Genomic DNA, 25943 nt, shown 5'->3' on the forward strand with positions numbered 1-25943 from the left:
CCCTGGTTGGTAGCCGGCCGAAGCCGACGGGGCGGCATTGTCCCGCGCCCGCCACGGCTTTGCCACATTTGCGTCTGCATTCGGGCAGAATCGCCGCCCAACATGCCGGCTAACGCCGCGATCTGGCCGATTTGGGTACGGAAGCGCCAGTGGGTCGACTCCGCTGACGCCACAAGTTGGCCGCTGCCGGAGGATGCTTCGGCGCGCGAACTGCAGTGGGCAGGCGTGTAACTGACCGAAAGAATTTGCAGATGACTGGGGTTGCTCAATGGAACGGTTTCGGGCCGCTTTACGGACGATCTTCGGTGAACTGAACTGGCAGCCGCCGGGTTGGTTCACCGCCTGCACCGGCGCGGTTCGCCAGGGCGCGGGCCACCTCAACACATCCGCACGCGCCAACCCCCGAGGCGCTGCGCTGGTGATGGTGGGCATCGTCGTCTCGATGGCGGCGGCTTGGTTCGCGTGGCACTGGTACAAAAATCGCCCGCAACCCGTGCTGACCGCGTTTGCGGTCAATGCGCCCGGCCTCACCTGCTATGCCTGCCTTCCGCCCGGCTCGCCCAATCCGCTCGTCGTGACCTTCTCGGCGTCGACCGCGACGCTGGAACGCGCTGGCCAGCCCATCGACCCGAAGCAAGGCGGCATCATTATCAGCCCGGCGGTGGCGGGCCAGTGGTTCTGGGATGACGACCGCACGCTGCGCTTTCAGCCGGCTGCCGACTGGCCCATCGGCCAGCGCTACAAAGTCGAGCTGTCGCGTAACGACTTTGCGGCTGCGCACGTCACGCTCAAAGATTACAGCTTCGAATTCCAGACGCCGGCCTTCGCCGCCACGCTGACCAACACCGAGTTTCATCAGGATCCGGTGGTCGCCGGCAACAAGAAAGTCATCGCGAGCATCAACTTCACGCACCCGGTCGATCCGGCGAGCTTCGAGAAGCGTGTGAAGTTGAAGATGTTCAACCGGGTCGCGGACACCATCGAAAAGGAACTGACCGCGCCGGCCTTCACCGTCATCTATGACAAGCTGAAGTTGAACGCTTTCGTGCATTCGGCGCAGCTGGAAGTGCCACCCAAGGCCGGCCGCCTGCAAATCGTCATCGAGCCCGGCACGCGCGCCGCGCGCGGGGGCAATGAATCCAAAGACACGCTGACCGCCAACGTCGAGGTCCCCGGCCTCAACAGCTTGAAGGTTGCCAACCTCGCGCTCGACATCGTGCGCAATGAGCGCAACGAGCCCGATCAGGTGCTGCTGATCAACACTTCGTTCTCGGTGCCCGAGAAGGATCTGCCGCCGAAGGTGCATGTGTGGCTGCTGCCGGAGAGACATCCGGATCCGAAGCTCCAGGAGCAGTTCAGAGGCCGCACCGATCGACCTTATCCGTGGACCGACGCGACGTTTCGTCCCGAAGTGCTGACGCCGCAGAACGAGCTCAAGCTCGACCAGATTCCCGGCGAACAGGAGCACTCGCAGCTGCACAGCCTGCGCTATCAAGCCAAGCCGGGGCGGTATCTCTATATCAAGATCGATGCGGGCCTGAAGTCTTTCGGCGGCTACGTGCTCGGCGAGAGCGTCGAACGCATCATGCAAGTGCCTGAGTTCCCGCGCGAGCTGAGCATCCTGCATCAAGGCTCGTTGCTGTCGCTGTCCGGAGAGAAGACGGTGAGCTTGTTTGCTCGCAACCTGCCTGCCATTCGCGTCGAGATCGGCCGGTTGTTGCCGCGTCAGTTGCAACACCTCGTGACGCAGACCACCGGCACCTTTGGCACGCCGCAATTCAACAATTGGGCGTTCGAATCGGCCAACATCACCGAGCGCTTCTATGAAGTCATTCGCCTGGAATCGGGCGATCCGGGCAAAGCGCAGTACGAGTCGGTCGACCTCGGCAAATATCTGGACGACAACGCCGGCGACCGCCGCGGCGTCTTCCTGTTCCGCGTACAAGCGTGGAATCCGGACAGCAATCAGCCCTTGAACTACGCCCCCGAGGCTTGGAATCAAACCATCGGCGCGCAACTTGCGGACGCACGCGTCATCGTCGTGACCGATCTCGGCCTCGTGGTGAAACGCTCGGTCGACGGCTCGCAGGATGTGTTCGTGCAATCCATCGCGAGCGGCGCGCCGGTGGCCGGTGCGTCCGTGGAAATCATCGGACGCAACGGTTTGCCCGTGCTCACCGAGACCACCGATGGCGACGGTCACGTTCGCTTCCCCGACCTGCGGAGTTTCCAGCGCGAGAAGGCGCCAGTGCTGTATCTCGCGCGCCGTGGCGGCGACAGCTCGTACCTCCCGCTCGATCAGTACGGCCGCTCGCTCGATCTGTCGCGCTTCGAAGTCGGCGGCGTCCAGAGCGCCGCCGAGCGCGCGGCGCTGTCGGCTTATATATTCTCGGACCGCGGCATTTACCGACCGGGCGAAGAGATTCACGCCGGCGCGTTGGTGCGCAACCAGGAATGGACCGGCCGCATGTCCGACGTGCCGCTGCGCCTCGAAGTTACCGACCCGCAGGGCATGGTCATCCGCCGCGAGACCTTCAAGCCTGGCCCCGCCGGCTTCGGCGAAATCCGGCAAGCGACCAAAGAAACATCGCCAACTGGCACGTACACCTTGTCGCTGTCCATCGTGCGCGATCAATACCGCGCCGACCTCATCGGCTCAACGACGGTGCAAGTGCGCGACTTCCAACCGGATCGCCTGCGCATGAAGGCGACGTTCTCCGCCACGTCCGCGGACGGCTGGGTGTCGCCGGACAATCTGGAAGCTCACATTCAACTGGAGAATCTGTTCGGTACGCCGGCAGAGAATCGGCGCATCGCGTCGAATCTGACGCTCACTCCGAGCATTCCGTCGTTCCGCGCCTATCCGGATTATCAGTTCCATGACCCGCAATACGCGCGCGAAGGTTTCGGCGAGCAGCTCGCAGATGCGACGACCGATGCGCAAGGCAAAGCGACGCTCTCGCTGAATCTGCAGCGTTTTGCGAAGGCGACGTATCGAGTGCATCTGGTGTCGCAAGGCTTCGAAGCCGACGGTGGTCGTGGCGTCACGGCTGAGGCGGCGCAGCTGGTCTCAAACATGCCGTATCTGGTCGGCTACAAGCCGGACGGCGAGCTGGGCTATCTGTCGCGTAACAGTGAGCGCACCGTGAATCTCATCGCCATCGATCCGAAGGCGCAGCGCACGGAAGTCGGTGGACTGGTGCTGACACGGCTGGAAACGCGCTTCGTCTCGGTGCTGATGCGCCAGGCGAACGGCACTTATAAATATGAGTCACGCCGCAAAGAAACCTCGCTCGGCGACACGCCGCTGACGCTTCCCGCGGCCGGCTATTCGCTGAAGCTGGTCACTGACGCCCCGGGCAACTTCGCGTACGTGGTGAAAGATGCGTCGGGCCAGCAGCTCGCCCGCTTCGACTATCAGGTCGCCGGCGAAGGCAACGTGACACGCACGCTGGAAAAGAACGCCGAGCTCCAGCTGACCCTGTCGAAGCGCGACTACGCGCCCGGCGAGGAAGTAGAGATCTCGATTCGCGCTCCGTACGAGGGCGCTGGCTTGATAACCATTGAGCGCGAGCGCGTGTATGCGTGGAAATGGTTCAAGACTTCGACGACCAGCTCAGTGCAGCGGATCTCGTTGCCCGAAGGGCTGGAAGGCAACGCATATGTCTCGGTCACGTTCGTGCGCGATACGGGCTCGTCCGAGATCTACACCAGCCCGATGTCCTACGGCGTGCAGCCGTTCTCCATCGCCGTGGATGCGCGCCGCAATCCCCTCACCGTTGAAGCACCATCGCTTGTGAAGCCGGGCCAGGATGTGACTTTCCGTTATCGCACCGAGCGGCCGTCGCGGCTGGTGTTGTTCGCGGTGGATGAAGGCATTCTGCAAGTCGCCGCGTACAAGACGCCCAATCCGCTCGGCTATTTCTTCCAGAAGCGCGCGCTCGAAGTGTCGACGACGCAGATCCTCGATCTGATCCTGCCCGAGTTCCGACAGCTCGGCCTGGCAGCGGCGCCCGGTGGCGATGCGGAGGGCTTGCTGGGCAAGCATCTCAATCCGTTCCGTCGCAAAGGCGAGAAGCCGGTGGCGTACTGGTCGGGCATCGTCGATGCGGATTCGACGACGCGCGAGCTGAAGTACACGGTGCCGGATTACTTCAATGGCACCTTGCGCGTGATGGCGATCGCAGTGACGGATGATCGCGTTGGCGTGCACGAGAGTCGGACGCTGATTCGCGGCGACTTCGTGCTGTCGCCGAATGCGCCGACGACGGTGTCGCCGGGCGACGAGTTCGATGTGAGTGTCGGCGTGTCCAATAACGTCGAAGGCTCAGGTGCGAGCGCCACGATCGCTGTGTCGTTGGAAACGGATGCCGGTCTGGAAGTCGTGGGCGCGGCAAAACAGGACGTTGGTATCGCCGAAGGACGCGAAGGCTCGGTGCGCTTCCGCTTGCGAGCGAAGGATGTGCCGGGTCCGGCGAACATGAGCTTCATCGCGCGCACAGGCAACGCGAGCGGCAAGCGAAAGATCGATCTCAGTGTGCGTCCTGCAACGCCGTTCATGACGCAGCTGAGTGCGGGCGTACTGGAGAAAGGTGACCGAGAGATCCGCATTGAGCGGCAGATGTATCCGCATCACCGCACGCTGGAAACCGGCGCGTCGATGCTGCCACTGCAGTTCGCGCATGGCTTCGTCGCGTATCTCTCGAATTATCCGTACGCATGCACCGAGCAGATCGTCAGCATGTCCATGCCGGCGGTGCTGCTGACCTCGCGGCCAGAGTTTGGGTACGTAAAGACACGCGATGGCGCCGATATTTCATCGCTCATCGGCGAACTGCGCTCGCGTCAGACGGAGACGGGCGCGTACAAGCTGTGGCCGGGCGGCAATGACGTGGTTGAGTTCGTCTCGTTGTATGCCCAGCAGCTGCTGCTCGAAGCGGGTGAGCGCGGACAGGCCATCCCGGGCGACTTGGTCGCGAATGGCAACAGCTATCTGCGACAGGTCGCGCAACGCGATGGCAACAATCTGACCGATGAACGGCAGAGCGCGTACGCGATTTATCTGCTGACGAGACAGGGTCAACGCATGGCGGCGGAGATCACTGCGGCCCGCAAGCGATTGGCGGAGCGCTATCGAGGGCAGTGGGAGAAGGATCTGACAGCTGCGTGGTTGGCTGCAGCGCTGGATTTGATGCGTCAGGAGCGGGATGCGGAGAGCTTGATCTCCGGCACTCGCTTCGACGCACCGGTCGATGAGCTGTACAACGATCCGATGACGCGCGACGCGTTGCTGCTCTTCATCATCTCGCGGCACTTCCCGGAGCGGCTGAAGGCGGTGCCGGGCGAGGTATTCACGACGATGGCGAAGCGAGTGACTGACGGTTACTACCATTCGCTGTCGGCGGGCACCACGTTGCTCGCGCTGGATGCGTACGCCGCGGCGACGGAAGGTGCGGCGCGTAATCTGGCGATTGCAGAGGTGCTCAAGAACAAGAGTGTTCAGGCGCTGACATTGCCGCAGGGCTTGTTCCCGACGGTGAAGTTCAGCGATCAGGCGGCTGCACTGAAGTTCACGAACAACACCAACCTGAATGCGTACTACTTGATCGAACAGTCCGGCTTCGACGGCAAGCCGCCGACGCAGGCGATCAAGCAGGGGCTGGAAGTGTTGCGCGAGTACACGGACAGCAGCGGCAAGCCGATCACGCAGGTGAAGATGGGCGATCAGATCGACGTGCACCTGAAGTTCCGAGGCTTGAAGCCGGGCGAATATTCCAACCTCGCGCTGGTCGATCTGCTGCCGGGCGGCTTTGAGTTGGTCGTTCCGACTGAAGCAGCACAGACGCCGTTTGTCGAGGCCGTGGAAGGCGAGGAAGACGGCGAATACGAGCAAGCGTACGGCGGCTGGCAGTGTCAGATTTGCGTAGGCAACTTGAAAGCATCACTGCACTACGCGGACATGCGTGAGGATCGAGTGGTGTTTTATGCGAACGCGAATAACGAGGTTTCGGAGATCGTCTATCGGATCAAGGCGACGAACGTTGGCTCGTATGTGACGCCACCTGCGTATGGCGAGGCGATGTATGACCGCAGCGTTGTCGGTCGCTCGGCGTCTGGCCGTATCGAGGTGTCGCGGCCGTGAGGAAAAGAGGCCTCAGTGACTCGCAGCGGGAACGGCGCGCGCTCGCGAAAGCTGGCCTTTTCTTCCCCGTGCAAAACCTTCTTAGATCTTCGTCGAATCCGGGGCTTGAGTGACATGCGTTGGCGGCGAGCAATCAGCGTTGCTATAGCAGTCGTGGTTGTAGCGGCGACGCTCGTCACGATTCGCCTGTGGCCGCGCGAGCCGCTGGCCGCGCGGATTGCATCGTCCACCGCCATCTTTGATCGACAAGGTCGACTATTGCGACTGACCTTGGCGAGCGATCATCAGTACCGGCTTTGGACGTCGCTCGACGACATCTCGCCGGAGCTGGTTGAGGCGCTGCTCCTTCACGAGGACCAGCATTTCTACCGGCACCCCGGCTTCAACACCGCCTCGCTAATTCGCGCCGCGGTATCGAGCTACTCCGGCGGACCGCGGGTCGGCGGGTCGACGATCACGATGCAGCTCGCCCGCCTCATGTACGGCCTGAACACTCGTACGATCAGCGGCAAGCTCGAACAAATCGTGCGGGCGGTCCAATTGGAGCTGTGCTATTCGAAGCGGGATCTGCTCGAAGCGCATCTCAACCTGATGCCCTATGGAGGAAACATTCAGGGCGTCGGCGCTGCGAGCCTGATCTACTTCGATAAGTCCGCGAAGCGACTCGGACTCTCCGAGGCGCTGACGCTGGTGCTCATCCCACAGTCACCGGCACGCCGCGCCCCCACACTTGACGAACCCGCCGACCTCCGCGCCGCGCGCTTGCGCCTCTTCGCTCGTTGGGTGGAACAGCATCCCGATGCCGCCAACTCCACGGAGTACGTCGCCACGCCGCTGCGTTACGCATCAATGCGCGACCTGCCCTTCGCCGCGCCCCACTTCACGAACGCAATTCTGCAACGGGCACGCCCCGCGTCGCTTCATTCAGTCAACACGACGCTCGATCTTCGCGCGCAACGAACACTCGAACGTGTCATCACGACCTACGTTCGCGAGCACAGCAATATCGGTATCCACAACGCCGCCGCGATGCTGGTGGACTATCGGGATCTTTCCGTCCGCGCCATGATCGGCTCGGCCGATTTCTTTGCCGCCGATATCGAAGGTCAGGTCAACGGCACGTTCGCCAAACGCTCGCCAGGCTCGGCGCTGAAACCGTTCATCTACGCGCTCGCCATCGACCAGGGCGTGATCCATCCGCAAACCGTGCTGAAGGACACGCCGACCGCGTTCGGCCCCTTCAACCCGGAGAATTTCGACGGCCGTTTCGTCGGGCCGATCACTGCGCGTGAAGCATTGATCCGTTCTCGCAATGTGCCGGCACTGACGCTCGCATCCCAACTGTCGACACCGTCGTTCTATCAATTTCTGCGTGGCGCCGGCATCACCGGAATGGCGAGCGAAAAACACTACGGCCTGGCACTGACGTTGGGCGGTGGCGAAGTCACGCTGGAAGAGACCGCCACGTTGTATGCCATGCTGGCAAATCGCGGCCGCCTCGCTCCGCTGCGTTATCTCACCGAAGAGCCACGGACCGACGGTGTTCGCATGCTGTCGGAAGAAGCGAGTTTCATGACGCTGGATATGCTGCGCTCAGCACCGCGGCCCGAGGATTCATTTGCGCGTCGTCGCAGCGGCGTGCAAGCCGCGTGGAAAACCGGCACTTCGTGGGGATTCCGCGATGCCTGGACTGCTGGCACCTTCGGTCCCTACGTACTGGTCGTGTGGGTCGGCAACTTCGACGGCCGCGGCAATCCGGCATTCGTCGGCGTGCAGGCAGCGGCACCGTTGTTCTTCCGCCTGCTCGATGCACTCGCATCTCAGGAAAAACCAGTCGAGCCCATTTATCGGCAGCCACCGCGCATGGAGCGAGTCGAAGTCTGCAGCGCCTCGGGTGATCTGCCGAATGCAGAGTGCCCGCAGGTGGTGAGCACTTGGTACATCCCCGGCGTGTCACCGATTCGCGTGAGTCAGATTCATCGTCGCGTCTGGATCGATACCAGAACCGGCGAGCAGGCCTGCCCGCCGTACGATTCGGCATATATACGTAGCGAGGTTTATGAATTCTGGCCTACGGATCTGTTGCAATTGTTCGCTCAGGCGGGCATGCCGCGTCGGCGACCTCCGCCGCCGGCAGATTGCCAACGAGATGTTCCCAGTGGCACCGCGCCGCAAATCACATCGCCTGTCATCGCTGTGACTTACACCGTACGCAGTGGCCGCGTCGGCAGCGAGGCGATTCCATTGGCCGCCAACGCGGACAGCGAAGTGCGACGCTTGCACTGGTTCGTCAACGAAAGTTACGTCGGGACCGGCACGCCCGGCGTGGCGATCGGCTGGCATCCGTCACGTGCCGGTCACTATATGGTGCGCACGGTGGACGATCGCGGCCGCGCCGACAGCCGGGAGCTGGTCGTCGAGCTGGTTCGTTAATCAGGTCTCACGCCGAACCCATCGACGATTCGAGCGGAGCGGTTACTATTGAGAGCCTCGCGGGTGCCGCTGCGTCCGCGCCAGTCGACCACAGGTAACCGCTAGCGCATGCACCATCAATCCGACCTGATTGCCCTGATCGCCGTGGGCTTCGTGCTGGCCCTGGGATTTGGCTTTCTCGCCTCCCGGCTGCGCATGCCGCCGCTGGTGGGTTATCTGGTCGCCGGAATTGCAATCGGCCCGTTCACGCCGGGCTTCGTCGCCGACGCGGGACTGGCGGGGCAGCTGGCGGAAATCGGCGTGATCCTGCTGATGTTCGGTGTCGGACTGCACTTCTCGATCGGCACCTTGCTCAAGGTGCGCAGGATCGCGTTGCCCGGCGCAGTCGTGCAGATCGCGGTGGCAACGATCATTGGCTGGGGGCTGGCGCGGTTGTGGGGCTGGAGCACGGCGGCGGGTGTCGTTTTCGGGCTGGCGCTGTCGGTCGCCAGTACCGTCGTGTTGTTACGAGCGCTCGAGCAACGCAACGAGCTGGATACTGAACAGGGCCGCATCGCGGTTGGCTGGCTGATCGTCGAAGACCTGGCGATGGTGCTCGCGTTGGTGTTCTTGCCCGCGCTCGCACATACGGGCGGTGAGGTCGGGCAATCCAGTCTGCTCACAAGCCTGGGGCTGACGACGTTGAAAGTCGCGATCTTCGTGGCGCTGATGATGGTCGGTGGCCGACGCATCGTGCCTTGGTTGTTGGCACAGGTCGCGCGCACCGGCTCTCGTGAGTTGTTCACACTGGCGGTGCTGGCCATTGCGCTCGGCATCGCTTACGGATCGGCAATGCTGTTCGATGTGTCTTTCGCGCTCGGTGCGTTCTTTGCCGGCGTGATGTTGGCCGAGTCGGATCTCAGCCATCAGGCGGCGGAGAACTCGCTGCCCTTGCAAGATGCTTTTGCGGTGATGTTCTTCGTGTCCGTGGGCATGTTGTTCGACCCCGCGGTGATCCTGCGTCAGCCGCTGGATTTGCTCGGCGTGCTGTTCGTCATCATGGTGGGCAAGTCGCTGGCGGCGTTTGCGATCGTGATGGCGTTCGGTTACGCGGTGCGCACGGCACTGACGATCTCGGCGAGCCTGGCGCAGATCGGCGAGTTCTCTTTCATTCTTGCCGGCCTGGGCGTGGGACTCGGTTTGCTGCCGGCCGAAGGTCGCGACTTGATCCTCGCGGGCGCGCTGCTATCGATCACTCTGAACCCGTTCGCCTTCGCGACCATCGAGCCGATCGCACGCTGGGTGAACGAGCGGCCCAGGCTGCTCGCGTTCTTTACCCCCAAAGACGGCAAGCTCAAAGCACTGCCGCGCGATCAGAAAGTTTCCAATCTGCGCAATCACGCGGTGATCGTCGGTTACGGCCGCGTCGGCAGCGTGGTCGGTTATGGCTTGCAGGCACAGGGTCTCGAGTACGTCGTCGTCGAGATGAGCCGCCGCGTGGTCGATCAACTGCGCGAGGACAAGATCCCAGCGGTGTACGGCGATGCCACCGCTCATGGTGTGCTCGACCTCGCGCAGATCGCACACGCACGCTTGCTGGTGATCGCATCACCCGACGGCTTCCACGCCCGACGCATCCTCGAGCTCGCCCGCGTCAAGAATCCCAATATCGCCATCATCGTGCGCACTCACAGCTCTTCCGAGCTGAAATATCTCATCCGCCAGGGCGTCGACCGTGCCGTCATGGGCGAACTCGAACTCGCACTCGAGATGACGGACTACGCGCTGCGCAGCCTCGGCGTCTCCGAAGAGCGCTGCAAGGTCCTCACTCAGTGGTTGAGAACCGAAGGGATTGCAGGGTCGCCGAAGGATCCGGGGGCGTAAGCGACGTTTCTATTTCCGATTAATATGGCGTCCGCCACCTAATCGGCAGGCGAAGTCCCACTCGCAATCTGTTCTTCGAGCAACTGCGACAGCAATGTGTGCAAGGGCTTCATATCTAACACCCCTGCTTTGAGCGACTCGTCAACTGCTTGCAAGGCGACCACGTAAGCATCGCGCTCCCTTCGAATCAGTTCAGGCAGGATAGTGGTGCCTGGCAGCCACTGCCCCAACTTTACGCATAAAACGAAGTAGCAGGCGGCTCGGGCTGTTCGACCATTGCCGTTGATGAACGGGTGTATGTGGTTCATGCGCCAGAGCACAAACGCCGCCAAGGCCACCGGATCGGCAGCCTCCCAGCGTCGATTGACCCAGTTGACGAAATCCTCCATGAGCGCATCGACACGGAAGTGCTCTGGGGGCCGATACTCGCCAACGATGACCGGGCAGGGGCGGTACTCGCCGGAATTGGTATGAAGGCAAGTAATGGCCTGGAAGTTCAGCGCCTTGACGATGTGCGCTGACAGGAACGGCCGGCCCATTGCGAGGGCGGCAGCAACGATCGATCTTAGAAAGTCATACTGCCGATTGCCGTTGGCGATCTCGAGCTCTTGATAGGTCGGATGCTGTTCGGTTTGAGTTATTTCAAAGAGAATCACAAGCGCACTCCATGGCGCCCCCCTCTCGCTCCACGATCACTCGCTTGACTTGCTCGCGCGTAACTCCGCTTGCGGCGGAAATGGATCCATAAACGAAAGACACGCGCTGTTCGAGCATTTCGTGTGGCGTAAGCTTCTTGGACGCACTCTTTGTGAGGGCAGACAATAGGTGTTCGCTGGTCTTAATCTCGAGCATATTGTTGTTCATGGCGTTCTCGGTCTCCGCTTACGACTCATGGATAACCGGTTCCGTCGCTTCACTATATATAGCGACATAGCCGACTCGCCTTGGGTTATGGGCCGGCCTGTTGTTTATGGCGCGGTGCGCAATGCGACGAAGTCGTCGAACCATGCATGATCTCGTTTCACTGAGGTATCGATGCCTTCAAGCATCCCGCGCGCTTTGCGCATTGGCCGCAGCGGGATGAGTTCGATTCGATCCTGGTATTGCAACGCCTGGATCCGCTGGCCGGGCTTAATGCCGAGGGCATCGCGGATGACCTGCGGAATGACCACCTGGAACCTGGGCGAAACGGTCACTGTCGTCACGTTGCTTCCTCGATTCGGTGAGCGCTTTGCAGACATGGTGGAAGCCTCTCGTTTGGATGTCCAGCGATTCTGAGTGCGACGCTCCGCGGCAAATGCTCGCGTTTCGCCACGGACACATTACGACGACTGGCGGGGAGCGCAAGAGAAGGAATTCGCGCAATCCCCTGCAGAGCAACTCACCGCAGCAGCGCGTGCAGGATGACCGTGGGAAACAGCGTGAACAGGCCCGAGAGCGCAATCGAGACCATCACCAACAAATAAGTCGCAACGCTCATCAGCGCGACGACGACCACGCCGGCGGCGGCAATGACCATTTGAAGCCACAATGGTGTGCGACGAGGCGGCGATAGCACGACGGTAGCGCCCATGCGCGCGAGAGCCTTGAGGCGTTTGTCATGCGCCGGATACATGGGCACGCTCGAACCACTGAGCAATCCGCCGCGATGGGCGCCGCCGGCGATGAGCATGTGAGAGCACCAGGCGGGAAAGCTACTGCCGTTACCGAGTTCGCCGAGGGCGTGGCTGAGGGCTTGGGGATCGCGAGTGAGTTGCACGGCGATAGCGTCGGCCAGATATTTGCGACGGCGCCAGATCAAGGCGAGCAGCGGCTCCAGAAAGAAATTGCTGACCATGCCGCCAAAGAATCCGCTGATGACGAGCGGGCCATAGAGCGGCATGCGAATCCACTCACGCCAGGTGAGTTTGTTCGACGTGTCCCCACCTGACGGCCGGGCCTTGGTCTGACCGAATGGATTGATTAGCTCGAGGATCAAGCGAGAGTCCGCACTCGATGCGCCCTGCTGCAAAGCTTCACGCAGCGTTTGCCACAGTCGTGTCCAGGCAGGTGGATCGACGATGCCGTCGCTGAGCCGGGCGACGAAACCAAACAAGCTCAGTGTCTGAGCAACGCGCATCCCTTGCACCACATCGCCGTTGGCGATGAGTCCGATGAGATGGCCGGCGACCGCCTGCATCTGCTCGCGATTCAGCTTTTCCAACAGACCTGTGGAAACCAGCACCGTGACCGATTCGTCATCAGGCCCGAATACAGCGGCGTTGACGCTGGGCGTGTCGATGATCGCGACCTTCGGCATCTTGATGTTGGCGGCGATGGCCATTTCAGCGACCACGTTCGCGAGTCGCTGTTCCGTAAGCACGCTCGGGCTCGGTGCTCGGAGCGCCAGTTCCTGCACACCGCTCGCCTCGGCTTCGCGCACGATACGTCGCAACGTCAGCAAGACAACCACCACGGCAACCAGTCCAGGCAATGCTGCGACAATCGCGAGATACAACCAACGACTCGCGGGCAGGGTCTCCATGTGGTCGCTGACGTCGCCCAACGTCTCCAGCATCGCCCCCAGCAGATCGGGCATGGGCACGAATAGATTGATTACGTCGAGCAGCAATCCGATCAGCGCATAGAACAGCGGTGCCGTCAGCGTCGCGACGACGAACGCAAGGATTGCAATACAAACACCAGCGACCGCACTCACCTGCCATGCCGCGCGACGATGCCGCGCAATGGCGGCAAAGAAGCTTTCGCGCTCTGCCGCAGTCCACAGAGGAAGCTCGGCCGCCGACATGTCACTCCACCCAGTTGAACGAGCGCGTCACCGCTTTTTGCCAGGACGAATACAAGTGCCCGCGATCTTCCTTGCTCATGCGGGGCTGCCAGGTGTGTGAAACAGCCCAATTGCGGCGTAGATCCTCGGTGCTCTTCCAATAGCCAGTCGCGAGGCCCGCGGCATACGCCGCGCCCAAGGCGGTCGTCTCGGTTACTTTGGGCCGCACCACACTCACATCCAGAATGTCCGATTGAAACTGCATCAACAGCTCGTTCACGACCATGCCGCCATCCACACGCAGCTCCTGCAATTGAATGCGGGAGTCCTGCTCCATCGCGGCGACCACGTCGCGCGTTTGATATGCCGTCGCCTCCAGCGCGGCGCGAGCGATGTGCCCGCGATTCGCGTAACGCGTCAGCCCTGTAATCACTCCGCGCGCGTGATCCTTCCAATAGGGCGCGTACAGCCCGGAGAACGCCGGCACGATGTAAACGTCGCCGTTGTCCTGCACGCTGGCTGCGAGCGCCTCGATCTCACTGCTATTGCGAATCAGGCCTAAGTTGTCGCGCAGCCATTGCACCAGTGCGCCGGAAATCGCTATCGAACCTTCTAACGCAAAGCATGCGGGATTCCTGCCAAACTGATATGCGACGGTGGTCACGAGACCGGCAGCCGACGACACCGGTTTGTGTCCGGTGTTCATGAGCAGGAAGCAGCCGGTGCCATAGGTGTTCTTGGCCTCGCCAGGCTGAAAGCAGGTTTGACCGACCAGCGCCGCCTGCTGATCGCCCAGAATGCCGGCGATGGGCACGCCTTTGAGCGGACCGTCGGCGACTTCGCCGTAGACCTCACTGGACGACGCAATTTCTGGCAACACACTGCGCGGGATCGAAAACGTTTGCAGCAGCTCATCTTCCCATTGCAGGGAGTTCAGCCCCATCAACTGCGTGCGGCTCGCATTCGTTACGTCGGTGAGATGCAGGCCGCCCTGCACACCACCGGTCAAATTCCATAACACCCAGGTGTCCATCGTGCCGAACATGAGATGTCCGGCATCGGCGAGCTCCCGGGCGTTGGGCACATTCTGCAGCAGCCACTTCAGCTTGAGCCCGCTGAAATAGCTCGCCAGTGGCAAACCGGTGAGTGCGCGAAAGCGGTCTTTGCCGCCCTGTCCCGAGAAGTACGCGACCAGCGGATCGACGCGAGTGTCTTGCCACACCAGCGCGTTGTACAAAGGTTCGCCGGTGCGACGATCCCAGATCAGGGTCGTCTCGCGCTGATTGGTGATGCCAATTGCAACGAGATCCTTGGCCGTGAGTGTCGCGGAGCGCAAGGCTTCGGCAATCACCGCATCGGTGTTGCGAGCGATGTCGGTCGGCGAGTGCTCGACCCAGCCGGGCTGCGGGAAGATCTGCGGATGTTCCTGTTGAGCACAGGCAACGACGTTGCCAGCCTGATCGAATACGATGAAGCGCGTGCTGGTCGTGCCTTGATCGAGGGCGCCAACGAAGGAACTCATGGCGCGCCCCTCTCAGTAGCCGGCAACATGAACACACGGCGTGCTTCGGGGGAATCGAGCTGGGCTTGGCTGTAACACCGCGAGATCGGGCCGTTGCGGTGATCGAGCAAATCCGGGCGCCGCTGAATCATTGCCTCGAACGATTCACCCGCCGGCGATCGCAGGCACAGCTCCTCGTTCAGCAGCACCAAGTAGGCCCAGGTGATGGTCTCATGATACTTGCTCTGCGCGCCGACCTTGGCAACGTAGTTCTGCAAGTGCCGGCGGAACTGCAGCGCGCCGTCGGGAAACCCATCGCGCTGCAGGTAACCCCATGCGAGCGACAAGTGCATCCGATGGCTGAACTGCGCCGGGTCGAGCGAGCCATTCTCGAAGGCAACCGTGACTGGGTCTGCGATGATGGAACGCGTCGGTAGGACACTCATGAGCTATTCACCCCGCTGCGACGTTGGCCGGTTGAATAGCACGAAACCAGACTGAAAGGGGACAGATCTATTTTCGGTAGCGACGCCGGCCGCGCCCGCGGCAGCGCACGGAAAATAGATCTGTCCCCTTTTAGTAGATCAGGAATTCGCGCATGAATTCGTCGCCGGGCAACGGGCGGCCGAAGTAGAAGCCTTGCAGCTCGTCGCAGTGATTGGCGCGCAGAAATTCGATCTGCTGCTCGGTCTCGACGCCTTCGGCGACGACCTTCAGGCCGAGGTTGTGGCCAAGCGCAATGATGGCGCGAACGATGGTCGCGTCGTCCTGATCGTGGTCGATGTCCTGCACGAACGAGCGATCCACTTTGAGGCGATCGACGGGGAACCGCTTCAGATAGCTGAGGCTGGAATAGCCGGTGCCGAAATCGTCCAGCGCGATCTGCACGCCGAGGTCGTTGAGCTGGCCAAGCATGGCGATGAACTGATCGGCGTCGTGCATGACGGCGCTCTCGGTCAGCTCCACTTCGAGATAGCGTGCCTCGAGGCCAGTCTCGCGCAACACCTCGGCGATGGTTTGTACCAGGTTGTCCTGTCGAAACTGTCGCACTGACACGTTCACTGAAACGACGAACGGGGGCAGCCCCGCATCTTGCCAGGCCTTGTTCTGAGCGCAGGCAGCACGCAGCACCCACTTGCCGATGGGCACGATCAAACCGATCTCTTCCGCAATGGGAATGAATCGGGACGGCGGCGTGGTCTCTTCATTCGACACGTGCCAACGGATCAACGCCTCCGCGCCGGTGATTCGCCGCGTCCGCATATCCACGCGCGGCTGATAGTGCAGCGAGAACTGCTGACGCTCCAACGCACGACGCAATTTGTTCTCCAGCTCCAGCCGTTCCGTGATCAGCGCGTTCAGCTCGGCGGTAAAGAACTGGAAGTTGTTCCGGCCTTTTTCCTTGGCACGGTACATCGCCTGGTCGGCATGCTTGAGCAAGGTTTCCGCATTCAGGCCATCGTTCGGGTACAAGGCAACGCCCATGCTGCAGGTGACATTGAAATCCCCCTGCGGACTGGTCCAGGGCTGTGAGATCGCCTGAAGCATGCGCTCGAGCACCACCGCGACCGCATCCGGCCCGCGCTGGCCGTTGATGAGCAGCACGAACTCATCGCCGCCCAATCGCGCCACGGTGTCACCTTCACGCACGCTCGATCGCAGCCGCTCAGCCATCGCGCGCAGCAGCTCATCGCCGACGTGATGCCCTAGCCCGTCATTGATGAACTTGAAACGATCCAGGTCGACGAACACCACGGCCAGTCGAGTGCCATAAGCGGCGGCGGAGCGAATGCCTTGCTGCAATCGATCGTGGAGCAGCGAGCGATTGGCGAGACCGGTCAGGGTGTCGAAATTCGCTTGCTGCTCGATGCGAGCCTGATAGAGCTTGCGCTCGGTGATGTCTTCAACCGTGCCCTCGTAACAAACGACGTGGCCGGCTTCGTCGAACACGGCGCGCGCATTCTCGGAAATCCAGATGACTTCGCCGGTCTTGCGATACACCTGCGACTCGAAGCCGCTGACCGAGCCACGCGCCTTCGCCAACGCCATGAACTCTTCGCGGCGCGACGGCTCGACGTACAGCTGGTTACGAATATCTTTGAGCTGAGCGATCAGCTCGATGGGGCTGTCGAAACCGTAGATACGAGCCAGCGCCGGATTGGCATCCAGATACTGGCCATCGATAGTGGTGCGGAAAATGCCTTCGATGGCGTTCTCGAACAAGTTGTAATAGCGCCGCTCGGCCTCGCGCAGCGCCTGGCTGGATTGCTTGCGTACCGTGATGTCCTGGATCAGCCCTTCGATGGCCTGCAGCTTGCCGTGCATGTCATAGATGCCGGTGCCCCGCTCCCACACCCAGCGAATCTCGCCGGTCGCATGGACGATGCGGTACTCGCAGTCGAAACGGCCGTGCGTGCGCAGACCAGCATCCATCTCGGTGCGAATCCGCTCTCGATCATCTGGATAGGTAATTTGCTGGTAGGAAATGCGCTTGTTGAACAACAGATCGGAAGCATCGTAACCGGTCAGCCGGCGCACGCCTTCGCTGACGAACTCCATGGTCGAGTCGGCATCGTCACGGCAGCGATACACCATACCGTCGAGGTTGCCGATCAACGTACGGAGCATGCGTGCGGTTTCGGTGCTCCCTGCGGTGTCGTAACTGACAGTCGGTTCGTGCGGGATCAATGTGGCGGTGGGCTGCATGCCTTTTAATTATCGTGACCAGAACCACTGAATAGCAGCTGCGAGAGCGCAATCGCGCGGGGCTTTGTCACAGAAATGATGGGCGGCGTCAATGGCTTCGCCGCCTGCACCCGCGAAGTGCAGCGGCTCGCCCCAAAAGCGAGCCGTGCTGGGCAGGAAGCCCGAATGCAGCGGGCGCATGGACGCGCAGGAGCTGCCCGCAGAAAGTTACCAGGCGATGCCGTAGTCCTCGCCGTGATACGCCGCCGCGCCCCAGAACGTGCCATGTTTCATATCGATCTGAATGGCCGTGATGGGCCCGGAATTGTTTGCCGAAAATTCCAATTTGTAACCTTTCTTGATGAGCTCGTTGCGCACCCAAGGCGGCACCGATTCAGCCAGCGTCAGGCGGCCGGGAATCGATTCGTGTGCCCCAAACGAATCGCGCAGTTGATACGTGGTGATGTTGGCGCCTTCGGCCGCTTCCTGCGGCGTCATGCCGAACTCGACCACGTTCAAGAAGAACTGCAGCAGGTTTTGTTCCTGCGTATCGCCGCCTTGTACGGCAAAAGCGAGATACGGCTTGCCGTCCTTCAACGCCATCGACGGCGTCAGGGTCGCGCGGGGGCGCTTGCCCGGCGCGACGACGTTGAAGGGATTGTCGTTGGGATCGAGCACGAAACTTTGCATGCGCTGGCTCATGCCGATGCCGGTCTTGCCTGCAATGGTGGCCGGCAACCAGCCGCCGCTCGGCGTCACGGAAACGACCCATCCTTCCTTATCGACCGTCTCGACACTGGTGGTGCCGAGCCGGAACGTGCGATCGAATTCGGCCAGCGCCGTCGGGCTCCATTGATTCGGCTTCGGCTTGTCCTTGCCGGGCTTGACCGTACGCCACGCCTCGAGCTGGGTCTTGAACGGATTGGTCGCGCCCTGGAAGGGATACGGATCGCCGGGACGAATGTCGGGATCGTTGCGATCTTCCTGGACCAGCTTGGCGCGCTCGCGGGCATATTCCTTGGAGAGCAGGCCTTTGATGGGCACTTCAGGTGGAAAGCGCGGATCGCCGTAATAGAAATCCCGATCGGCGAACGCCAGGCTCATGGTTTGATACATCGTGTGGATGTAACGCGTGCTGTTGTAACCCATCGACTTCAGATCGAAGTTTTCAAGGATGTTCAGAGCCTGCAACATCGACGGGCCCTGCACCCAGGTCGTGAGCTTGTAAACGTCGATGCCCTTGTAATTGGTGCTGACGGGCTCTTCCAGATAGACCTGCCAGTTGGCGAGATCTTCGGCCGTGTGCAGGCCGCCGAGCTCTTGCGAGCCGCGCGCGAATTCTTTGGCGATGTCGCCTTTATAGAAGCGATCGTAAGCAGCCATGATGGCCTGCTTGCGATTCTTGCCGGCCTTGCGTGCCTTCGCCTCCGTATCGACGAGCTTGCGCAATGTCACCGCGAGCTCGGGTTGACGGAAGATCTCCCCGGCTTCCGGGCCGACGCGGGAGTACCCGGGCAAAGGCTTGCCGTCCTTGCCTTCGTGGACCAGGAACGTGCGGCGTGACTCGGGCCACTTGCGCAGCTCATCCTTCCATTTCTCGATCAGGTCGGCGGTCTGCGCTTCGATGGGATAGCCGTCGGCCATTTCGATTGCAGGCGCGAGCACCTCAGCGAGGCTGAGTTTTCCGTACTCGGCGAGCATCACCATGATCCCGCCCGGTGTGCCCGGAGTGACCGCGGCGAGCGGACCAAACTCGGGCGGATATTCGTAACCTTTGGAGTGATAGAACTCGGGCGTGGCGCCGGTGGGCGCGACGCCGAGCGCATTCACGCCGATGACTTTGCGAGTGTTCGGGTTGTAGATCAGCGCCTGCGTCTCGCCGCCCCAGCTCAACACGTCCCACATGGTGGAAGTGGCAGCGATCATCGCGCACGCCGCGTCGACCGCATTTCCACCCTGCATGAAAATGCGCGCGCCAGCAGTGGCAGCGAGCGGTTTGCCAGTGACGGCGACCCAGTGCTGACCGTGCAGCGGCGGTTTGACTGTTTTGGCTTGTACCGGCGCGGCGACGGTCGCGATGAACGCGGCCAGCGCGACGGCCAATCGGGCGCTCACTCGTTTGGAATGAAATGGCATTGACCCTACCTGTCTCGTGGCGGCCGCCGGGCGGCGGCGCGAAGGGCAGGATCTTAGCGCGATGAGATCGAAGAAGGAGCGGCGCACGAACCGCGCCGCTCCTTCAAGGGCTGTTACATCCGCCAGCGCACGCCGAGCGCGAACGAGCGACTGAGCAGGAGATTGGCGAAGTTGGTCGTTGTCGGGCTGCCGGCCGAACCGAAGCGGTAGTACGCCTGCTGCATCTCTTCGGTGAGATTGACCGCGTCGAACGAGATGGCGAGCTTGTCGTTCACGTCATAAGAGACCTGCAGATCCAGGCTCGCCTCCGACTTGCGCCAAACGCCGATCGGGTTGGCGAAGATGCGTGCTTCGTTGTTATTCAAGAAGTCGTCGCGCCACACGTAGGACAGTCGCGCGCCGACGCCAGCGCGGTCGTACGCCAAGGTGATGTTGTACGAGGTATCGGACACACCGAAGAACTCGGATTTCTCCGTGCCGACGATCTGGCCCGCGGAATTGCTGAGCGGAATGGTCTGCTCGGAGTCGAGCTTGGTGAAGCTGCCAGTGACACCGAGGCCCTTCAATACACCGGGCAGATAGTCCGGAAAGTATACAAAGCCCAGCTCGAGACCCTCGAGCTTGCCGTCGGAGGCGTTCACGGGCTGCGTGACCATGAATGATTCGGTATTCAAGCCGGTGTCCGGGATCGTGATTTGACGGGTCAGCGGCACCACCAGACCATCGATGTCGCGACGGAACAGCGTTGCATACACCGCGCTGTCCGTGGCGAAGTACCACTCGGCGGTCAGATCGTAGTTCTTGGCCTTGGCCGCTTCGAGGTCCGGATTGCCGCCCGTACCCGTACCGTAGGTGACCTGGGTCAGGTCGCCAACGAGCGCAAAGTTCGAGTTCAGATCCGAGAAGGCCGGTCGACGCAGCGTCTCGCCGTAGTTGAAACGAACATTGATGTCATCCGTCAGCGCATAACGCAATGTCATCGACGGCAGCAGGTCGCTGTCACTCTTCTTCGTCGATGAGCGCGCGTCCGTGATGACATCGGTGAACTGCATCGGCGTGTCGATCGTGACGTAGCGCAGGCCGAACTGGCCCTGCAGCTTGCCGATCGCGATGTCGGTCTGGATATAGGCGGCAGCGGTGCGCTCCTTCACTTCGAAAGCACGCTTCAACACCGGGCCACCGGCGGCCGCGCCATACAGCGCCCGCACTTCGTCGGCGTGGTCGAGCAGGTAATAACCATTCACGACGGCCCACGCGGTCGGGATGTCGCCGTGGCCATCGAAGAAGCCGCGGTTGGCGTAAATCATCCCGGAGGGCAGCGTCGACATGTTGCGGCCGAGGAACGGCTCGGGCGTGGGGCGCGGGCTATGCGACTCAGCCGAGCGATCGTCGTAGCGCACGCCAAAGCTCAGCAGGCGGAACAGGCCATCGCCCAGGTCGTAGTGGCCGTCGATCTGCAACGTCTCGGCGCCGCCTTTCTGACGACCGCGGTTCTGGAACAACGCGCCGACGTTCCACGAGTTTGGATCGAGCAGTTCCGCGTCGTCATTGAAGTGCCACGACGGAATGCCGTTGCCCGCGTTGAAATCCAGAGTGATCGAATCGGGCACGCGCTCGGTGCGCACGGCGATGAAGCGGGTGTTGAACTCGCTGTTCTGCACGGACAGATCGGCCGACAGCGAGAAGCGGTCGCTCAGCTGCCATTTGCCGTTCAATGCGTACACGAACGTATCGGTGTCCTGCTTGGTAGCGTCGCCGCTATTGAAGCCGAACGGTGCGCCGACGGTGCGCGTCTTCATGATGTTCGTGCCTGGATACAGCGTGTAGGTCGAGCCCGGATTCGGGCCCAGCGTGCCCCACCAATCCGCAAACGTGAAATGCAGATTGTTGAACATCTCCTCGCGATAACCCTGATAGAAGGCTTCGAAGGTGTATTCGGAGGTGTCATTGGGCGCCCACTGCACCGCCACGGCCGCGGCCGGACGCTCGCGGTCGCCTTGGAAATCGCTGGCAAACAGCGCGTCGCGCGCCAGCAGATATTCGTACGGCGTACCGTCCATGGTGATGGTGGAGCCCGGTGTGGTCGACAAACCGGCGTCGGTACCCGGCTGCCAGAACTGCGGCGCCTCGCCGCCCGGACGAGTCAGACGGCAATCGCCGTTGAAGATGCGCTCCAGCGGCACCCAGTTCGGGTTGTAAGGACGCGTGTGATCGCAATTATCGCCGGCGCCGAAGCCATTCGGCTGCGCGTTCTCGGTCAGAAACGGCACCATCGCACCGGCGGTCACGCTTTGATCCCGATAGCGCACACGCGAGTAGCTGGCGTTCGCCATGACGCCGAAGCGCCCTTGGCCGACTTCCCAGGTGTTGGCGATCAGCAAGCTGGCGTTCGGGTCGATCTCATCGCGCTGTTCCTGCGTAGTCGCGCGAGCGTTCAAGGAGATTTCCAGATCGTCGAAGTCGAATGGCCGGCGCGTGCTCACATCGATCTGGCCGGCCAGGCCGGTTTCGAGCTGATCAGCCGAGCGGGTCTTGTACACATCGATCCTGCCGATCAGGTTCGAGGGAATGTCTTGCAGCGCCAATGCGCGGGACGAGGCGGTGAACACGTTGCGGCCGTTCCAGGTCGTGGTCACGTCGTTCAGACCGCGAATCACGATGCCTTCGGCTTCGCCGCCGCCGCGATCGGTGATCTGCACGCCGGTGATACGTTGCAGAGCTTCGACGACGTTGTTGTCGGGCAGCTTGCCGATGTCCTGGGCCACGATGGACTCGACGACCTGCGTTGAATTGCGCTTGTTTTCCAGGCCCTGCACCAAGCTGCCGCGCACGCCGCTGACGATGACCTCTTCGAGCTCGGTCGTCTGCGTCGTTTGTTGCGCGAGTGCGCTCACCGACAAGGAAAGCGCTGCCATAGCAGACGCCGAACGAATCCTGATTAGCTTCGCCACGATGCTATCCCCCAGAGCTGCCGTTAGGCTTGAATTGATTTCTCAGACAAATGCTAGCTGCAAAATGTCGGACAAATCAAGATTGGGATCGGGGCGAGCTGCCAGTGGGGCCCGGCACGAGTCGGCTTTTTGTTAAAAAACTCCAGTAGGAATAATAGGTTACAATATTTGTAAGCCGCAGGGTACCCACCTCCTGCGCGATCACTTGTGATCCCTGCCGCGCCCCCGGACAATCACAACGGTCGCATGCGCGACCTCCAGAAGGCGCCGATGTCCGTTACCAAGTCGAGCAAAGTTGCCGCCGCGGGCGAGCCGAAAAATCGCAAAGAGCTGCGTCTGCACAGCTCCATCGCGCGCGATCTGGGGCTGCGCATCGTGTCGGGCCGCTATCGTCCCGGCCATGTGCTGGCTGGCGAGATCGAAGCGAGCGGACAGCTGAAAGTGTCGCGCTCCGCCTATCGCGAAGCCGTGCGCATGCTGGCGGCGAAAGGACTGGTGCAAAGCCGGACTCGCACAGGCACGCGCGTAAGCGCGGTCGAGCAATGGCATTTGTTAGATCCGGATGTGCTCGCCTGGGTGTTTGCTGGCGAGCCCGAGTTGGAAGTGCTGCAAGGTTTGTTTGAATTGCGCACCATCATCGAGCCCGAAGCCGCGGCGATCGCAGCCGCGCGGCGCAGTGACAAAAATCTCGAAGTGATGCGCAACGCGCTGCAGAGGATGAGCCTGCATACCGTGAACGTCGAGGCAGGCCGCATCGCCGATAAGGAATTTCATTCCGAATTGCTGCGGGCCACCAGAAATCCTTTTATCATTTCACTGACAAATGGCGTGGCCGCGGCAGTGCATGCACTCACGGAATACAAACAACGCGAGCAGGCACTGAAGCGCGACCCGCTGCCCGAACACTGGCGCGTGCTCGAGGCCATCGAAGCAAAAAACACGGAACAAGCGCGCGCATCGATGGCGGAGCTGATCCGACTGGCCATCACCGACATGCCGGTGAAGCGCTGGCCCGACAACTGGACCGACAGCCGGCTGGTGCGCGATTCAGGCTGAAAAACACAGGGGCTCGTCGACGTTGTCATCGACGAGCCCCTGATGCAAACCATCGGCCGATGTTTTATTCGACCTTGGTGGTGAGCTGTTCCTGCGAGGCCTTGCGTGCCGCTTCGAACTCATCGCCCGGCAGCCACTTCGGCAGATCTGCCTCCGCAGCGTTGGCCACGTTGTTACCAACGTAGAACAGCAGCTGCGCGTCTTCGATCATGCCGTCGTAGTTCCAGCTGTCCGAAATCTGGTCCGACTGCTGGTGATAGTGCTTCTCTTCGTACTCCGCGTGCTGTTCCTTGCCCCAGCCCGCCGGCTTGCCGATGAAGTCCGTGCCAGTGTCCAAATACAACGCGGGCACGCCGATCTTCGCAAAATTGAACTGGTCGGAGCGGTAGAAGAAACCGCGATCCGGGAATTGATCGGGCGTCACGACGCGGCCTTGCATCGTGGCGATGGCATTCACGTAATCGTCGATGGTGGACTTGCCCTTGCCGACGAACACGATGTCCTTGGCGCGACCGAAGATGTTGCCGCCATCGATGTTGATGTTTGCGGCAATCTTGCCGGGCGCGACGGTCGGATGCTGAGCGTAATACTGCGAGCCCAGCAGGCCCTGCTCTTCCGCGGCGACCAGCAACAGCATTATCGAGCGCTTCGGCGGCTGCGGCAGCGCCTTGAAGGCCTTGCCGATCGCGAGCACCTGAGCCACGCCAGACGCGTTGTCCATCGCGCCGTTGAAGATCTTGTCGCCGTTCGCGTCGGGCTCGCCGACACCGAGGTGATCGTGATGCGCGGTGTAGATCACATACTCGTTGCTGAGCTGCGGATCGCTACCCTTGAGCACGCCGTATACATTCGCGGTGCTGGAACGGTTCAGTTTGTTCTTGAAATCGAACGAGGTTGTGACGCCGAGCGAAACCGGCTTGAAATCCTTGGATTTCGCCGACTGCATCAGTTGATCCAGATCCTGTCCGGCGAGCGTGGCGAGCTCGCGTGATGCGTCCTCGGTGAGCCAGCCTTTGACTTGAATGCGCGGCTCGCCAGTTGCCGGCAGTTCCACTTGTTCGCCCGACCACGAGCTCTGCACGACCTGGAACGGATAACCCGCCGACGGCGTCGTGTGAATGATGATCGCGCCGGCCGCACCCTGGCGCGCGGCGCTTTCGTACTTGTAGCTCCAGCGACCGTAGTACAGGCGCGTGTCGCCGCCGAACAACTGCGCATCCCAGTCGGGATCGTTGTTCAACATCAGCAGCACTTTGCCCTTCAGATCCTGGCCTTTGAAATCGTCCCAGCCGAACTCGGGCGCCTGAATGCCGTAGCCGACGAACACCACTTCGGCGTTCTTGACCGAGCCCTTCTCGGACTGCACGCCGCTGCCCGCGATGTACTGATCCCACCACTTGAACGACACGGTCTTGCCGCCCTTCTTGAAGGACCATTGCTTGGGCATCTGGGCGGTGATGCCGACCACGTCGAACGCTTGCTGATAGCTGCCATCGCTGCCGCCCGGCGCGAACCCGATCTGTTGCAGCTGGTCCGCGATGTACTGACGCGCCTTCACGTCGCCAGGAGTCGCAGGCGCGCGGCCCTCGAACTCATCCGATGAAATCTTTGTTATCTGCTCGCGTAGATAATCGGCGGCGATCTGCTCGGCAGCGCTCTTCGCTTCGGCATTGACCGGGCTGGCAGCTTCGGGCGCCGGCACTGGCTTCGGCTCCTTGGGCTTGCAGCCTGCCAGCGCGGCAAGCATGGCGGCTGAAATAATCAGCGCTGATAGCGACCGGACGGGTCGCGAAACGGTATACATTCGGAACTCCCGTGCAACGAGTTACGGTGACAGAGAACTGTAACAGATGTCGTCCGCAATGCCGTCCGCAACTCACCTTCATCTACTGTTGATCTACGCGGGCCACGCTGGTGGCCGCACGCACCTCATGGTCGAAGCCGTGAAGCAAGGAGTGGCCGATGCAGGTGAAGATGTCGAGCTGCGTGCTCTGCCGGCGCTCGAGGCAGGCACCGACGATCTGCTCTGGGCGCATGGCTTGTTGATCGGCACGCCCGAGCACTTCGGCTACATGGCCGGCGCCATCAAGGACTTTTTCGATCGCACGTTCTATCCGGCGCAGGGTCGAGTCGATGCCCTGCCCTATGCGATCTTCGTCAGCGCCGGCAACGACGGCACTGGCGCTGTCACATCCATCGAGCGCATCGCGCTGGGTTACCGGTGGAAACGATGCGCCGAGCCGTTGATCGTCATCGGCGAGCCCAGTGACACAGATCGTCAACGATGCGCCGAGTTGGGTCAGACCGTGGCCGCGGGTCTGGCGCTCGGTGTGCTTTGAGCGCCCTGGCGGTGTGACGCTGCCGAATATTCATTAACAAAAGATCGAAATTCACATCACAGAGTGATTT

14 protein-coding genes are annotated in these 25943 nt (G+C 61.5%); 5 read left to right on the forward strand and 9 right to left on the reverse strand.

Annotated elements, in window-relative coordinates:
• Positions 1 to 268 precede the first annotated feature (268 nt).
• From D0550_RS04155 to D0550_RS04165, 3 genes are all read left to right on the forward strand, one after another.
• Positions 269 to 6142 (forward strand): alpha-2-macroglobulin, encoded by a 5874-nt coding sequence (locus D0550_RS04155; RefSeq protein ID WP_116807847.1) that lies wholly within the window; start codon positions 269 to 271, stop codon positions 6140 to 6142.
• Positions 6143 to 6256: 114 nt separating this feature from the next.
• Complete coding sequence (pbpC, locus tag D0550_RS04160) at positions 6257 to 8575, forward strand: penicillin-binding protein 1C (RefSeq protein WP_116807848.1); 2319 nt, start codon at positions 6257 to 6259, stop codon at positions 8573 to 8575.
• 108 nt (positions 8576 to 8683) lie between these two features.
• Positions 8684 to 10438 carry a monovalent cation:proton antiporter-2 (CPA2) family protein gene (locus D0550_RS04165; RefSeq protein ID WP_116807849.1) on the forward strand — a complete coding sequence of 585 codons (1755 nt, stop codon included), beginning with the start codon at positions 8684 to 8686 and terminating at the stop codon, positions 10436 to 10438.
• Positions 10439 to 10476: 38 nt separating this feature from the next.
• On the opposite strand, the gene D0550_RS04170 is transcribed toward D0550_RS04165, so the two are convergent.
• The 8 genes from D0550_RS04170 to D0550_RS04210 form a co-directional block, all read right to left on the reverse strand.
• Positions 10477 to 11094 (reverse strand): Fic family protein, encoded by a 618-nt coding sequence (locus D0550_RS04170; protein WP_116807850.1) that lies wholly within the window; start codon positions 11092 to 11094, stop codon positions 10477 to 10479.
• 312 nt (positions 11095 to 11406) lie between these two features.
• The gene (locus tag D0550_RS04180) at positions 11407 to 11643 is read right to left on the reverse strand and encodes an AbrB/MazE/SpoVT family DNA-binding domain-containing protein (protein WP_116807903.1); all 237 of its coding nucleotides are present in this window, start codon (positions 11641 to 11643) and stop codon (positions 11407 to 11409) included.
• Between the two features lie 176 nt (positions 11644 to 11819).
• Positions 11820 to 13226, reverse strand: coding sequence for a M48 family metalloprotease (locus D0550_RS04185; RefSeq protein ID WP_116807852.1), 1407 nt, complete (start codon positions 13224 to 13226; stop codon positions 11820 to 11822).
• A 1-nt stretch (position 13227) separates the two neighbouring features.
• Positions 13228 to 14727 (reverse strand): glycerol kinase GlpK, encoded by a 1500-nt coding sequence (gene glpK, locus D0550_RS04190; RefSeq protein WP_116807853.1) that lies wholly within the window; start codon positions 14725 to 14727, stop codon positions 13228 to 13230.
• On the reverse strand, positions 14724 to 15152 hold the full coding sequence (locus tag D0550_RS04195) for a hypothetical protein (RefSeq protein WP_116807854.1): 429 nt from the start codon (positions 15150 to 15152) through the stop codon (positions 14724 to 14726). The genes glpK and D0550_RS04195 overlap by 4 nt, the downstream gene beginning before the upstream one ends.
• A 130-nt stretch (positions 15153 to 15282) precedes the next feature.
• A complete protein-coding gene (locus D0550_RS04200) occupies positions 15283 to 17412 on the reverse strand; it encodes a putative bifunctional diguanylate cyclase/phosphodiesterase (RefSeq protein WP_116807855.1) in 2130 nt (709 codons plus the stop codon).
• A gap of 207 nt (positions 17413 to 17619) precedes the next feature.
• Positions 17620 to 19527 carry a gamma-glutamyltransferase family protein gene (locus D0550_RS04205; RefSeq protein WP_116807856.1) on the reverse strand — a complete coding sequence of 636 codons (1908 nt, stop codon included), beginning with the start codon at positions 19525 to 19527 and terminating at the stop codon, positions 17620 to 17622.
• Between the two features lie 113 nt (positions 19528 to 19640).
• The gene (locus D0550_RS04210) at positions 19641 to 22442 is read right to left on the reverse strand and encodes a TonB-dependent receptor (protein ID WP_206606081.1); all 2802 of its coding nucleotides are present in this window, start codon (positions 22440 to 22442) and stop codon (positions 19641 to 19643) included.
• A 306-nt stretch (positions 22443 to 22748) separates the two neighbouring features.
• Between D0550_RS04210 and D0550_RS04215 the strand changes: the two genes are divergently transcribed.
• Positions 22749 to 23534 carry a FadR/GntR family transcriptional regulator gene (locus D0550_RS04215; protein WP_116807904.1) on the forward strand — a complete coding sequence of 262 codons (786 nt, stop codon included), beginning with the start codon at positions 22749 to 22751 and terminating at the stop codon, positions 23532 to 23534.
• A 64-nt stretch (positions 23535 to 23598) separates the two neighbouring features.
• Here D0550_RS04215 and D0550_RS04220 read toward each other — a convergent pair whose 3' ends face one another.
• The gene (locus D0550_RS04220; RefSeq protein WP_116807858.1) at positions 23599 to 25338 is read right to left on the reverse strand and encodes a M28 family peptidase; all 1740 of its coding nucleotides are present in this window, start codon (positions 25336 to 25338) and stop codon (positions 23599 to 23601) included.
• Between the two features lie 58 nt (positions 25339 to 25396).
• On the opposite strand from D0550_RS04220, the gene D0550_RS04225 reads away from it, so the two are divergent.
• Positions 25397 to 25873 carry a flavodoxin family protein gene (locus tag D0550_RS04225; RefSeq protein WP_170134665.1) on the forward strand — a complete coding sequence of 159 codons (477 nt, stop codon included), beginning with the start codon at positions 25397 to 25399 and terminating at the stop codon, positions 25871 to 25873.
• Positions 25874 to 25943 lie beyond the last annotated feature (70 nt).

This window comes from Steroidobacter cummioxidans (assembly GCF_003104955.1).